14 protein-coding genes and 2 pseudogenes are annotated in these 13855 nt (G+C 52.3%); 11 read left to right on the top strand and 5 right to left on the bottom strand.

The genetic code is table 11. From position 1 onward, the window contains the following. Positions 1-23 precede the first annotated feature (23 nt). The 7 genes from CV945_RS01865 to CV945_RS01895 are packed head-to-tail and all read left to right on the top strand — an operon-like array spanning position 24 to position 5312. On the top strand, positions 24-359 hold the full coding sequence (locus tag CV945_RS01865; protein WP_015375019.1) for an urease subunit beta: 336 nt from the start codon (positions 24-26) through the stop codon (positions 357-359). Beyond that, on the top strand, positions 356-2065 hold the full coding sequence (ureC, locus tag CV945_RS01870) for an urease subunit alpha (protein WP_100659025.1): 1710 nt from the start codon (positions 356-358) through the stop codon (positions 2063-2065). Before CV945_RS01865 ends, ureC begins: the two co-directional genes overlap by 4 nt. A 10-nt stretch (positions 2066-2075) precedes the next feature. Beyond that, entirely contained in the window at positions 2076-2522 is a 447-nt protein-coding gene (gene ureE / locus CV945_RS01875) for an urease accessory protein UreE (protein ID WP_050367339.1), read from the top strand. After that, positions 2515-3192, top strand: coding sequence for an urease accessory protein UreF (locus tag CV945_RS01880; RefSeq protein ID WP_033011716.1), 678 nt, complete (start codon positions 2515-2517; stop codon positions 3190-3192). Before ureE ends, CV945_RS01880 begins: the two co-directional genes overlap by 8 nt. Before the next feature lie 49 nt (positions 3193-3241). After that, entirely contained in the window at positions 3242-3856 is a 615-nt protein-coding gene (ureG, locus tag CV945_RS01885; protein ID WP_033011718.1) for an urease accessory protein UreG, read from the top strand. Continuing rightward, positions 3853-4668 carry an urease accessory protein UreD gene (locus tag CV945_RS01890; RefSeq protein ID WP_033011719.1) on the top strand — a complete coding sequence of 272 codons (816 nt, stop codon included), beginning with the start codon at positions 3853-3855 and terminating at the stop codon, positions 4666-4668. Before ureG ends, CV945_RS01890 begins: the two co-directional genes overlap by 4 nt. A 20-nt stretch (positions 4669-4688) precedes the next feature. Beyond that, positions 4689-5312 (top strand): urease accessory protein UreH, encoded by a 624-nt coding sequence (locus CV945_RS01895; RefSeq protein ID WP_050367337.1) that lies wholly within the window; start codon positions 4689-4691, stop codon positions 5310-5312. Between the two features lie 110 nt (positions 5313-5422). Here CV945_RS01895 and CV945_RS01900 read toward each other — a convergent pair whose 3' ends face one another. Beyond that, complete coding sequence (locus tag CV945_RS01900; RefSeq protein ID WP_100659026.1) at positions 5423-5902, bottom strand: GNAT family N-acetyltransferase; 480 nt, start codon at positions 5900-5902, stop codon at positions 5423-5425. A gap of 333 nt (positions 5903-6235) precedes the next feature. Then, complete coding sequence (locus CV945_RS01905; protein ID WP_100659032.1) at positions 6236-7405, bottom strand: MFS transporter; 1170 nt, start codon at positions 7403-7405, stop codon at positions 6236-6238. Positions 7406-7831: 426 nt separating this feature from the next. On the opposite strand from CV945_RS01905, the gene CV945_RS01910 reads away from it, so the two are divergent. Both CV945_RS01910 and CV945_RS01915 read left to right on the top strand, forming a co-directional pair. Further along, entirely contained in the window at positions 7832-9211 is a 1380-nt protein-coding gene (locus tag CV945_RS01910) for a D-serine ammonia-lyase (RefSeq protein ID WP_100659027.1), read from the top strand. A 51-nt stretch (positions 9212-9262) separates the two neighbouring features. Continuing rightward, positions 9263-9370 (top strand): annotated as a pseudogene (locus CV945_RS01915) (maltose acetyltransferase domain-containing protein); the annotation flags it as partial. Between the two features lie 114 nt (positions 9371-9484). On the opposite strand, the gene CV945_RS01920 reads toward CV945_RS01915, so the two are convergent. After that, a complete protein-coding gene (locus CV945_RS01920) occupies positions 9485-10135 on the bottom strand; it encodes a cyclase family protein (protein ID WP_025950879.1) in 651 nt (216 codons plus the stop codon). 426 nt (positions 10136-10561) lie between these two features. Between CV945_RS01920 and CV945_RS01925 the strand changes: the two genes are divergently transcribed. After that, a complete protein-coding gene (locus CV945_RS01925) occupies positions 10562-11998 on the top strand; it encodes an aldehyde dehydrogenase family protein (protein WP_100659028.1) in 1437 nt (478 codons plus the stop codon). Between the two features lie 49 nt (positions 11999-12047). Here the strand turns inward: CV945_RS01925 and CV945_RS01930 are convergent. After that, a pseudogene (locus CV945_RS01930) lies at positions 12048-12398 on the bottom strand (ArnT family glycosyltransferase); the annotation flags it as partial. A gap of 134 nt (positions 12399-12532) precedes the next feature. Here CV945_RS01930 and CV945_RS01935 point away from each other — a divergent pair. Then, a complete protein-coding gene (locus CV945_RS01935; RefSeq protein WP_100659029.1) occupies positions 12533-13297 on the top strand; it encodes an enoyl-CoA hydratase in 765 nt (254 codons plus the stop codon). A gap of 100 nt (positions 13298-13397) precedes the next feature. Here the strand turns inward: CV945_RS01935 and CV945_RS01940 are convergent, their stop codons facing one another. Continuing rightward, a complete protein-coding gene (locus CV945_RS01940; protein WP_232721959.1) occupies positions 13398-13769 on the bottom strand; it encodes a substrate-binding domain-containing protein in 372 nt (123 codons plus the stop codon). Positions 13770-13855: the final 86 nt, after the last annotated feature.

Raw genomic sequence — 13855 nt, forward strand, 5'->3', positions numbered from 1 at the left:
AAGGTGGATAAAGGAGTGATCTTATGATCCCAGGAGAATACCGATTGCGCGACGAACCGATTGTGTGCAACCGGCAAAAGCCGGTTACGAAGCTGACGGTCATAAACCGCGGCGACCGCCCGGTGCAGGTCGGTTCCCATTTTCACTTTTTTGAAGTCAATTCGTTTCTCGAATTTGACCGACAGGCCGCATACGGAAAACATTTGAACATCCCAGCCGGGACAGCGGTCCGTTTTGAACCCGGGGATGCGAAGCAAGTGGAGCTCGTCCCGTTCTCCGGCAAGCGCCGGGTGTACGGACTAAACAATATGGTCAACGGTCCGCTTGATGACAACGGGAAGGAGGGAGCAAGAGAATGAGTTTTTCCATGTCAAGACGGCAATACGCGGATATGTTTGGACCGACGACCGGGGACTGCATCCGGTTGGCGGACACAGACTTATGGATTGAAATTGAGCATGACTATACCGTTTACGGCGATGAAGTGAAATTCGGCGGCGGGAAGGTGATTCGCGACGGGATGGGGCAGCATCCGCTCGCTGTCCGCGACGAAGCGGTCGATTTAGTGTTGACGAACGCCGTCATCGTTGATTACACCGGCATTTACAAAGCCGATATCGGGATCAAAGATGGAAACATCGCCGCCATCGGCAAGGCGGGGAATCCGCTGTTAATGGACGGCGTCAATATTGTCATCGGCGCCTCAACGGAAGTGATCGCGGCCGAAGGGAAAATCGTGACCGCTGGAGGAGTGGATGCCCATATCCATTTCATTTGCCCGCAGCAAATCGAAACCGCCCTGTCATCCGGCATTACGACGATGATTGGCGGCGGGACCGGACCGGCGACTGGAACGAATGCCACGACGTGCACGCCGGGAGAGTGGAACATTTACCGGATGCTTGAAGCCGCCGAAGCGTTCCCGATGAATCTTGGGTTTTTAGGAAAAGGCAACGCGTCGGCAAAAGAGCCGATCGCGGAGCAAGTGCGCGCGGGCGCGGTGGGACTTAAGCTTCATGAAGACTGGGGAACGACGGCGGCAGCGATTGATGCGTGCTTGCAAGTGGCGGATGAGTACGATGTGCAAGTCGCCATTCATACCGATACGTTGAATGAAGGCGGGTTTGTCGAGCATACACTGAAGGCCATTAACGGACGTGTCATCCATACATACCATACGGAAGGGGCGGGAGGCGGACATGCGCCCGATATTATGAAAGTCGCCAGCTTCCCGAACATTTTGCCTTCTTCCACGAACCCGACGCGGCCGTATACGAAAAACACGCTCGATGAGCATTTAGATATGTTAATGGTGTGTCATCATTTAGATCCGTCCGTTCCAGAAGACATTGCCTTTGCTGATTCGCGCATCCGCAAAGAAACGATCGCGGCAGAAGACATTTTGCACGACATCGGCGCCTTCAGCATGATCAGTTCCGACTCGCAAGCGATGGGGCGCGTCGGGGAAGTCATTTTGCGCACGTGGCAAACGGCCGACAAAATGAAAAAACAGTTTGGCCGCTTGCCGGAGGAAACGGGGCGAGGCGATAATGTCCGCGTCAAACGGTACGTAGCCAAATATACGATCAACCCGGCTATCACTCATGGCGTCGCGGAGTATGTCGGGTCAGTCGAAGTCGGAAAATTCGCAGATTTGGTCGTTTGGCATCCCGCTTTTTTCGGGATCAAGCCTGAGCTCGTCATCAAAGGCGGGATGATCGCCTACAGCGTGATGGGCGACCCGAACGCCAGCATTCCGACGCCGCAGCCCGCTCTGTACCGCCCGATGTTCGCCAACTATGGCGCCGCCGTCGCGAAAACGTCCATTACGTTTTTGTCCAAAGCGGCGTTCGAACGCGGCGTCCCTGACAAACTGCGATTGCACAAAATCGTCAAACCGGTTGGAAACATTCGTTCGTTAACGAAACACGATATGGTGTTCAACAACGCCATGCCTCAAATCGATGTCGATCCGCAAACGTATGAAGTGAAGGTCGATGGACGGCTCATCACGTGCGAACCGGCTGAAGTTGTGGCCATGGCGCAACGATATTTTCTATTTTGAGGTGATGATGATGATTGTAGAAACGGTTATCGGCAACATTCGAACTCTTTCTTCTCTCCCCCCGCACATCGAACGGGTGTACATGCCAAGCGACGATTTAGTGAAACGAATTCAGCGGGTGGTGACCGACCACGGGAGGGAAATTGGCATTCGCTTGAAAGAAGCAAAAGAATTGGTAGACGGAGATGTGTTATGGATGGATGAGCATAATGCCATTGTCGTATCCGTTCTTCCCGATGATTTGCTTGTCATCCAGCCGGTTTCCATGAAACAAATGGGGGAGATTGCTCATCAGCTCGGCAACCGCCACTTGCCCGCCCAATTCGAGGAAGGGGAAATGCTCGTCCAATACGACTATTTAGTCGAAGAGCTGCTCCAGCAACTCGGCATCCCGTACAAGAGGGAAAAACGGAAAGTAAAACAAGCGTTCCGCCATATCGGGCATCGCCATGACTGACCAACAGTTGTTGTGGCTGCTGCAGCTCTCCGATTCGAATTTTCCGTCTGGAGCATTTTCCCATTCCTTTGGGTTTGAAACTTATATGTACCATGAACAAATTCGTGATGCCAAAACGTTTGGCGACGCGCTCGTCGTGTATATCCAAACCCAGCTGACGTATACGGATGGATTGGCGTGCCGGATCGCCTATGAGCAGTTGGAAGTCGATCGTATGGAAGGACTGCAGCGGCTGAACGACACGCTGTTTGCTCTCTGCTTGGCGAAGGAAACGCGAGAAGGAACGAGAATGATTGGGGGGCGCTTATGGAAACTGTGCCGCGACATTTACGGAGTCGATGAATTGGATGAGATCGTGCAAACGACGCGGTCCATTCATCCGGCCATTGTGTTTGCGGCGGTTGGCCGCAAAATCGGAGCAGCCAAACAAACGACGGTGCTGACGTATTTGTTTGCTTCCGTACAAACGATGGTGCAAAACGCGGTTCGCGGCATTCCCCTCGGCCAGACGGACGGGCAAAAGCTGCTCGTCATGGCGCAGCCATATTTGATTCATGCCGCGAGCATCATCGAGACACTCGACGAAGAGGAGCTCGGGGCGGCAGCCGTCGGCTTGGAAATCGCGCAAATGCAGCATGAACGTCTTCCTGTTCGATTGTTTATGTCGTAAATCTTGTTTGACGTGGAACGAAAGAAGGACAGAGAAGGGAGAATCCAGAATGGAACCGGTACGAATCGGCATCGGCGGCCCGGTCGGCGCCGGCAAAACGATGCTTGTCGAGAAGCTGACGCGGGCGATGCATCGCCGCTTTAGCATCGCGGTCATTACGAATGATATTTATACAAAAGAAGATGCCCAATTTTTAATCAAACATAGCGTCTTGCCGGAAGATCGGATTATCGGCGTCGAAACGGGCGGGTGCCCGCATACGGCCATTCGCGAAGACGCATCAATGAATTTTGCGGCCATTGATGAACTGAAACGGCGCCATCCAGATGTGGAACTCATTTTGATCGAGAGCGGCGGCGATAACTTGGCGGCGACCTTCAGCCCGGAGTTGGTCGATTTCTCCATTTATGTCATCGACGTCGCCCAAGGGGAGAAAATTCCGCGCAAAGGCGGACAGGGGATGATGAAGTCGGATTTGCTCGTGATCAACAAAATCGATCTTGCCCCTTACGTCGGCGCCAGTCTGGAAGTGATGGAACGGGACGCCAAAGCAGCGCGAGGGGCGAAGCCGGTCATTTTTACAAATTTAAAAGAAGAGATTGGTCTTTTTGACGTTGTGGATTGGATCGAAAAACAGGTGCTGCTGGCAGGGCTGGAAGAATGAGCTGGACGGGGCGTTTGCGATGTACAGCGGTCGTGAAAAACGGCCGCACCGTCATTTTGGACAACTATAGTGAAGGGGCGCTGAAACTGATGCGTCCTGTTTACCTCGACCCGGCTCATCCGACGTTATATCTTGTCCACGTGGGCGGCGGGTATGTCGATGGGGATTCATATGATATGGAAATCTTCCTCGAGCCCAGCGCCCGGTTGATGGTGACGACCCAGTCGGCGGCGAAAATCTACAAAACTCCTTCAACGCCTGTAAGGCAGTATACACGATTGTCACTTGGGGAGCAAAGCGTACTTGAATATTTCCCCGACCCGACGATCGCCTATGAGCATGCGCGCTTTTATCAAGAAACGACGGTGTACATCACGCCAAGCTCCACGTTCGTTTATGGCGAAATCATCACGCCTGGATGGTCGGAAAGCGGCGAGCTGTTCCGCTATGATTGGATTCGCTCGAAACTGAAGGTGTATCAAGACGAGGCGCTCGTTCTGTTTGACCATCTGTACTTGGACTCGCGGCAGCACTTAACGAGCATGCTGCAGCTCGGCGGCTACACGCATGTCGGATCATTCGTGGCTCTTTCTCCGTTTATCACAAAGGAAGTGTTAGAACAGTTCAACCAATTCATGGAAGAGATGTCGCAAGAGGTTCGCTGCGGTTTTTCAACGGCGGCCGTTCCAGGCTTTTCTGTACGTATATTGGCGTATGAAACATCGGTCATCGAAGCGATATTCCAACGCGTCCAACAGTTCATTCGCCAACAATGCGGTGAGAAAGCGCCAGTCTGTTGGAGGAAATATTGACAAGGGAAAGGAAGAAGACAATGGGAACGATATGGCCTGTGCTCTTGTTTGGATTGCTGCTTGGAATGAAACATGCGACGGAACCGGATCATGTCATTGCCGTTTCGACCATTGCCAGCCGGACGAAAAAACTGTCCCTTTCATCGCTGGCCGGCATGTTTTGGGGAATCGGCCATACGTTGACGCTGCTCGTTGTTGGGATGGCGATGATCGCCTTTGAGCGGCAAATTCCTGAACAGATTGCTTCTTATCTCGAAATGGGCGTCGGTATCATGATCGTTATTCTAGGAATGGCTAGTTTCCGTTCGACAATGAGGCTGGATCATCATCACCAGGGCGATATTCATCATTTACATGTGAAATCGACATTGATTGGCATCGTCCACGGTTTAGCCGGCAGCGCCGGAATGGTGTTGTTGACGATGACGACGGTCAAAGGAACTTGGATGGCGCTTGCTTTTATTTTGATTTTTGGCCTAGGAACGGTCATCGGCATGATGCTGTTCACGACGTTTCTCGGGATTCCGTTTGTTTGGATGAAAGCGAAACAGCAAGTCATGAATCAATGGATCGTGAAAACCGTCTCCCTCATCAGCATCGCCTATGGGGTCTATTACATGTATCATATCGCCGCCGAAATTTGACGCTCCTCGCGGCTGGCGTCATAGGTGGAGGGTTGTTCAAAACAAAGAAGCACCGGTCTTGGGAGAAGGCCGGTGCTTCTTTTTCGATGCGGCGTCATCATCACCTCGTGTCACACCAGTGGTTTGACCAGCAACAACTCATCTCGAATAGGAATGCCGTCAGGACTTGTTTTCGGAATGCTTGGCTTGATTCGCCGCGCCTTGTCGACAGCGTTCGGAAAGACATTCACAATTTGGTAGCCGCGCTTTTGATAGAAACGAAGCGCATGCAAGTTGTCGTTGGTGGTGATCAGTTGAACAGCGGTGCACCTTTGTTGTCTCGCCCATGCCTCTGCCTCATGCAAAAGGGCGCTGCCGATGCCGCGGTTTTCCATTATGCTGTCTAGCGAGATGATCTCGCATTCGTTTCCGCAAATCACAAACGTAATGAGCCCGACGATCCGAGATCCATTCTCAACAGCCGCAAATCCATCCAGCTCGCTGCAGTTATAGATGCCGGTTGAAACAACCATTTGCGGACTTCCCCAATGGTCGTTGAAAAATTGGTTGACGATGGCGCGGTCCAACTGTTTGGTTGGAACGATGTTCAAGGCGCTCCTCCTCCTTTGTGCAGATGATGATGTTTGATCACCCCAATGCATAAGACGTTCACTTCCGTGCGTGAGTTTGACACTCCGCACGCCTAAAGGCGTGGGATTCTTGGGTCGTTCGCGTCCTCATCCATTTCTAGTTCGGACAACGCCCAAATTCAGGGGTGTGTCATCACCCCGTCCCATCGGGTTAGGATGTACCCCAATGGGCGGCGCACCTGTGACCAGTGCGCTAGGTTAGACGGGGCTCGCTTTCATCCCACCCCTCAAGGAGTGGGCTTTTTCGCTCGCTGATCTGTAACAGGGGATGTCCACATCCGTCCTCCTCTTGTGTCAAAGGGCCGAGTCTTTTTGCATCATCGCGCGTTGAAACGATTGAAAAACAGCGAAGGAAATGAATGTTAGCACAATCCCTGACATATATGGCAAACTGGACTTTAAGGTGAACAACCAGCCGGCGATCGCCGGACCGCCAATGCGGCCGAGCGAATCGAACGAGGATAAGACGCCTGTTGCGCTTCCTTGGCCATCCGCTGTATGCTTCGTCAACAACGCGGAGACGCACGGGCGGATGATGCCGTTTCCAATGCCGAAAATCGTTAAATAGAGCGCGGCTGTCCAAAAGCTGTGAACGAATAAAATGAGAAAAAAGCCAACTGCTGACAAGAACAGCCCGACACGAATGACAGCTCCTTCCCCGAATGAGCGGATCAGTTTTCCAAGCAACCCTCCTTGGACGATGGCCCCTGCAAGCCCCATGATCATAAAGATGTAGCCCAGTTCCGTCGACGAAAGCCCCGCTCGTTCAGCGGCAAAATAGGCGAACGTCGCTTCAAGTCCGGCGAGGGAAAACGTTGTGATCAGCTGCAGTAAGTATAGGCGCGCTACAGGCCCTTGGAGGGCGGCCGCAAGCGATGGCCGCTTTGTTCGTATATTCGTTCGCTTTTCTCTCGGAAGCGACTCATGCAAGAAAACGAAAACGAATAGAGCGGTCAAGAGCGCCAAGCTGCCTGCCATCCAAAACGGAGCGGTTAAGCTCGCTTTCGAGAACACGCCGCCGATCCCCGGTCCGAAAATGAATCCAAGCCCAACGGCCGCTCCGATCATCCCCATTCCTTTGCCCCGGTCTTCTTCGGTTGTCACATCTGCGACGTACGCCATAGCGGCCGGCATCGTGGCCGCCGATAGACATCCGCCGATGATGCGAGCGGCAAACAACATCCAAAGCTTTGTCGCGACGGCGAGCAAGAAAAACGAAAGAGCCAAACCGAAAATGCCGACAAGCAGCATCGGCTTTCGTCCATAGCGGTCCGATAAATTCCCCCACATCGGCGCAAATAAAAATTGCATGAGCGAATACACGGCCATTAGCCAACCGAGTTGTGTTGGCGTCGCGCCGATTTTTTCCGCGTAAAATGGAAGGACAGGGATAATGATGCCAAACCCGGCCATGACCAAAAACATCACGAGAAACAAAAGCGATAAACCGCGGCGATTGCCCATGATCATCATCTCCACGATATGGTTTGCCTCTTTCATCATAATGGAAAGACAGGCGTTTTTCAAAGCAGATCGCACCTCGCTTGGCCATTCCGACGAGGCTGGCGATCACTCCTGAACTCATATTTCGCAACCTTTGCATAATATACAAAAAATAACCAAAATATTCGCATAAAAATAAATTTTTATACAAATGTTGTAAAATAACTAATTTTTATTCACTCAAATCAGGCTTATTTTGAATTTTTATTCAGGGTGCGAAATGTGAGCCTGAATGTCGCCCACAACCCATTTTCCTTCCTCCCCATTGACAATGGGAGCGGTTTTCGCGAGACTGGAGGTAAACGGTTCGACAAACAATGAAGCGGACTTTGGACCGGCATCCGCCCAGGGTGCGAAACGACAAACACGCATGGGAGAGAATGGTGCATGATGACCAAAAACGAAATCCAAAAGTGGATAAAGGAATTCCCGCTGCTTAAAACGATCATGGCGGCCGAAGAGGTGTTTTGGCGCAATCCAAAATATCACGCGTTTGCGCAAGCCATTCGAACGATTCCTTTACGCGAACGCGATGTCAAGGAGGCGGAAGAACGATTGCGCCGCTTTGCCCCCTACATCGCGAAAGTGTTTCCCGAGACGCAGCCAGCCCATGGCATCATCGAATCCCCTTTAGTCCGGATTCCGAACATGAAACAGCGTTTAGAAAAGATGTTTCAGACCAACATCGAGGGGGAGCTGTTGCTAAAATGCGACAGCCATCTCCCGATTTCCGGGTCGATCAAAGCGAGAGGGGGAATCTATGAGGTTCTGAAACATGCGGAAGACCTCGCGCTCGCCAACGGGATGATCACCATAGGAGACGACTATGCGGTCATGGACAGCGAAGAATTCCGGCAATTCTTTTCCCGCTATTCTCTGGTCGTTGGATCGACAGGAAATTTAGGCTTGAGCATCGGCATCATCGGGGCAAAGCTTGGGTTCCGCGTCACCGTTCATATGTCAGCCGATGCGAAACAATGGAAAAAAGACTTGTTGCGAAGCAAAGGGGTCACCGTCATCGAACATCTCACTGATTACAACAAAGTGGTGGAAGAGGCGCGAAGACAGTCCGCCGAGGATCCAACGTCGTATTTTATCGATGATGAGAACTCGATCCATCTGTTTTTAGGCTATGCGGTGGCGGCGTTTCGGCTGAAAAAGCAATTAGAGGACATGAACATCACGGTTGATGAAACCCATCCGCTCTTTGTGTATCTTCCTTGCGGCGTCGGCGGCGGTCCGGGCGGGGTGACGTTTGGGCTGAAGCTCGTGTACGGCGATCATGTCCATTGCTTTTTCGCTGAGCCGACGCATTCGCCTTGCATGCTGCTCGGCCTGATGACAGGAGAGCACGACCGCGTGTCGGTGCAAGATTTTGGCCTCGACAATAAGACCGAAGCGGACGGGCTGGCGGTGGGTCGGCCGTCGCGGCTGGTGGGAAACATGCTTGAGAACGTCATCAGCGGCGTCTATACAGTGGACGATTCGACGCTTTACCGCTTGCTCGCGGCGATGGTTGAAACGGAGGAAATCTATTTAGAGCCGTCCGCCTTGGCGGGGGTGGCGGGGCCTGTTCGGCTGTTTCGTGATTTGGCGGGGCAAACGTACGTAGAGGCAAACGGTTTGAAAGAAAAGATGAAAAACGCCGTCCATATTGGCTGGGCGACAGGCGGAAGCATGGTGCCAAAGGATGTGATGGAGGCCTATTATCGGGAAGGCGTGCGCATCGAAACGATGACAGGGAACGGTTTTTCTGAAGGACGATAAGATCATTCCATGGAGTTTTGAAACGAATGCACGAGGTGTTGGAGGGATTGAATGAAAACCGAAAAAGAAAAGATGTTGGTGGGGCAATGGTACAACCCCGCCGACCCGGAGCTCGTCAAGGAGCGGGAGCGGCGGCTCGTTCGTTTGTATAATGAAACCGCCAACGCGGTCGTTGGCGGAAACCCGGCGAAAGTGATCAAATGGCTCAAATAGCCCAAGGCCGCGCCCCGCGCAAAGCATGTGCGGGGCGTTTGATTGTATCGCCCTTCTTCGTTACGCCCACTGCACCGCCACCGCCCGAACAGGCGAACCGTCGCAGCCAGGCAAGGAAAGAGGGAGGGCAATAATATACGGGTCATCAAAATCGATTCGCTCGAAGTTCACGAAATTTTCTCCGATCACCCCGTTGGCGCCAAGAATAAGTTCGTGGGCGCGGAACGACGAGCCGTCCGGCGGGTCGATGTTGAGCGCGTCGATGAAAAACGTCCGCACGCCTCGCTCCAGCATCGCTTCAATCACCTCCGGAGCAACGTACGGATGGGAAAAATACCGCTTTGTTCCGGCGTATTGCGACCAGCCGGTATGAAACAACACAATGGTTCCCGGCGACAGCTTCGGGATATACGGAGCGGCATCGGCCATCGTCACCGCTTCGCCTTCCGCTTTCCCGGTGGCATCGATCACGATGCCGCGGCCGAGGAAATAGGTGAGCGGCACGTCATCGAGCCGCCAACCGTGTTCGCAAAAGTGAAACGGCGCATCCACATGCGTGCCGCTGTGCGACCCAAGCACCAAGCGGCTGACGTGATAGCCGTCTTGGGCGAACGTCGCCGCCGGTTCGATTTTCGGCTTCGGATCCCCCGGGTACACCGGAGTTTGGGCCGTGATCGGCATGGTGAGGTCGATGAGTGTTTTAATGTTCATTTCCAAATCTCCCTCTACACTATTTTTGGCTGCTTTTATCATACAACAAAAACATAGGAGAAGGAGGAATTAGAAAGCCATCATCATGCCTTGCGGGGCTGAACGGTTAGCTGAGGAAATGTTGCGCCGAACGTTGGGCGGCCGGTGACCAAGGGCTATGTTGCTTGTCTTTCCGCGAACAGGGGCAAGCAGTTTGGCGGCAAACCGAGCGACGGAGTGTTATCATAGAGAGGGGAGGGGAACGTCACCCGTAACGAGAGAGGCGAATGATGGCGCTGCATGGCAACGGACGGCTTTCGTAAACAAAGGACAAGTGGAAGGATTTTCACGCGCGATGGCGAATGAAACAAATAAACAGGGCATGCGGGACATATACTGAAGGGGAAAATTTCGGCCGCGTGCTTAAAAGAAGGGAAGGGTGAAAAGATGTCAATCGCGGTGCAGAAACAGAAGCTATACATCAACGGCGAATGGCGGGAAGGGAAGTCTTACACTGAACTGAAATCACCGTATTCACGCGAGACGATCGCCGAGATCCCGGCTGCATCGGAAGAAGAAGTTGACGAAGCGATCGCGGCGGCGTACGCCGCGCGGCAAACGATGGCCGCTATGCCTGCTCATGAGCGGGCCGCCATTTTAGAGCGGGTTGTCGAGCAACTGAAAGCGCGGCAGGAAGAAGCGGCAAGGTTGATCGCACTGGAAGCAGCCAAACCGATCATCACGGCGAAAGGGGAAGTCGCCCGCACGATTCAAACGTACAAATTCGCCGCCGAAGAAGCGAAGCGCATTCACGGGGAAACGCTGCCGCTTGACGCCGCGCCGGGCGGGGAACATCGCATCGCCTTGACGGTCCGCGAGCCGATCGGCGTCATCGGGGCGATTACGCCGTTTAACTTCCCGATGAACTTGGTCGCCCATAAACTTGGCCCGGCCATTGCCTCGGGCAACACAGTTGTGTTAAAACCAGCCAGCCAAACGCCGCTGTCCGCCTATTTTATCGCCGAATTGTTCGAAAAAGCCGGTTTGCCGAAAGGGGCGCTCAACGTCGTCACCGGAAGCGGCCGCACGGTCGGCGACAAAATCGTCACCGACCCGCGCATCAGCATGATCACCTTCACCGGCAGCCCGGAAGTCGGCATCGCGATCCGCAATAAGGCGGGCTTAAAGCGGGTGACGTTGGAGCTTGGCTCGAACTCGGCCGTGATCGTCGACGAGCAGGTCGATCTTGACCGCATCATCCCGCGCTGCGTGTTCGGTGCGTTCACGTTCCAAGGGCAGGTGTGCATTTCACTCCAGCGCATTTACGTGCATGAGAATTGTTATGACGAATTCGTTGAGAAATTTGTCACGGCGGCCAAACAATTGAAGACGGGTGACCCGCTCGATCCGAATACCGATGTGTCGGCCTTAATTACGCCAAATGACGTCGATCGGGCGCTCTCTTGGATCGAAGAGGCAAAACAAGGCGGCGCCAACGTTGTTCTTGGCGGCGAACGCGACGGCAATATCTTGCTTCCGACGGTCATTGTGGACGCCGAACCGACGATGAAAGTGTCGTGCCAAGAAGTGTTCGCCCCGATCGTCTTGATCAACCGCGTCCGTTCGATCGATGAAGCCATTGAATTGGTCAATGACTCGCGCTACGGCTTGCAGGCAGGCATCTACACCGACAACATCCATACCGCATGGAAAGCGGCGAAACAACTGCACGTCGGCGGGGTGCTGATCAACGACATCCCGACGTTCCGCGTTGACCATATGCCGTACGGCGGCGTGAAAGAAAGCGGGTTTGGCCGCGAAGGGATTCGCTATGCGATTGAAGAAATGACGGAGTTGAAGTTGATTATTTTTAACGAAAGTTAAGCGGGATGAGAAGAGGTTGGAGTAAAGTTTATTCCTAAAATTCTAGAAGAATGGTTGCGCAGCCTTGGAGAGAGTGGCACTCCAAGGCTGTATGTTTAAAGCCAATCATGATCGCCCAGTAGCTGACAGGAGGCTTTAAATTCCAGTAATCAGGATGCCCAAGGTATGTGTTGACGATCAAGTTTCCATGTCTCAGCATTTCGTATGCATTGACGCCATGACGCGCTTCGTCCCAGCTTGAAATCGGGAATGTTCCTAGATGATAAAAGACGTTGTAGACCATCATCGAGAAGATCAACGCCGCCGCTAGATAAAACGAGATGTTTCGTACACTTGGATTTCTCGTGCGATCCACTCCTTTATCGGCACGCTGTGCTTCGAAAAAAAGCAACACCGACATAGAAGCTATTACAAGTAGATAAAGATGTCAAGCATGGATGTGTTAGAGAACATGATATTTTTGCCGCCAACAAGGAAAAAACCATCTTCATGGCGAATGAAAAGAAATGAATCATCATTCAGAGGAGGAAAGCCATGGAAACGGTTGTACTGACATTTGACCAAAACAAAGCAATACTGGAACTCAATCGCCCGCAGGCACTCAATGCGATGGATGGGCACATGTTAACGGAACTTGTCGACGCGTTGCGGCAAATCAAGGAAAGTGACGCTTCGATCGTCGTCATCCGCGGTAAGGGAAGGGGATTCTCGGCAGGCGGCGACATTAAGACGATGCTTTCTGTCGATGATCCGAGTCAATTTCAGACGGTGATGAACACGATCCAAGAGATGATCATGCTCTTGTATACGATGCCGAAAATCACCGTTTCGCTCATCCATGGCCCAGCGGCCGGCCTTGGATTCAGCTTCGCCTTGGCAAGCGATTATCTTATCGCCACGAAAGAAGCGCGCCTGGCGATGAATTTCATCGGCATCGGCCTCATCCCTGATGGCGGCGGGCATTTCTTCCTGGCCCAGCGGGTCGGCACGGCGAAAGCCAAACAGATCATTTGGGAAGGAAAACCGATGAGCGCGGACGAAGCGCAGCAGCTTGGGCTCGTTGACTTCGTTGTCGAAAACGAGGAGCAGGCCGAACCATTCATCGCTTCCTTGCAAGAAAAACCGCTCCAAGCCATGATCGCCACGAAAATGTTGTACGTCGAACAAACAAAAGAGGAGCTGCTTCGCGTGCTCGAACTCGAAACCGACGCCCAACAGCGCATGCGGCAAACCGAAGACCACCGCGAAGGCGTCCGCGCCTTTTTAGAAAAACGGAAGCCGGTGTTTGGGGGGAGGTAAGAGGGATTGAGACAACAAACTCCTGCCTGACTGCGCTTGTGTGCATCTTGGCAGGAGTCTCTTTTTTAGTACAAATACCTGTATTAACGGAAGGGTCTTGTTAATTTACCTGTTGGCTAGTCTTTGCTTTATATAGAGCAGTTGAATTTCTGATAATAAGCTTTGGAGGCACAAAGATTTGCTGACGTTTTTGTAACGGATTTTCAACTGTCGATATAATTAGTTTTACAGCTTCTTGCCCCAATAATTTTTCTTGTTGCCTCATACATGTAGGCGGAACTTTGAGAAGATGCGAAAACTCATAGTCATCAAACATAATAATAGATAAGTCTTGTGGAATAGTATAGCCCATTTCCAGGGCTACTTCCATAACTGTCAGGCCATTATTTATCACAAATAGGGCGGTGATATCCCGGTGGTTAGAGAGGAAGTCCCTGATTTTATCCTTATTTGTATTATTGTAAATTAGCACATTATTTCGGAACCCCTTTTTCAAATTATTTCAGACGGATTCCGAAATAATGTGCAAAATTTTTGTGAATTATTTCGGATTTTGCA

The sequence above is a fragment of the Geobacillus sp. Manikaran-105 genome (assembly GCF_002809955.1).
Taxonomy (GTDB): Bacteria; Bacillota; Bacilli; order Bacillales; family Anoxybacillaceae; genus Geobacillus; species Geobacillus thermophilus.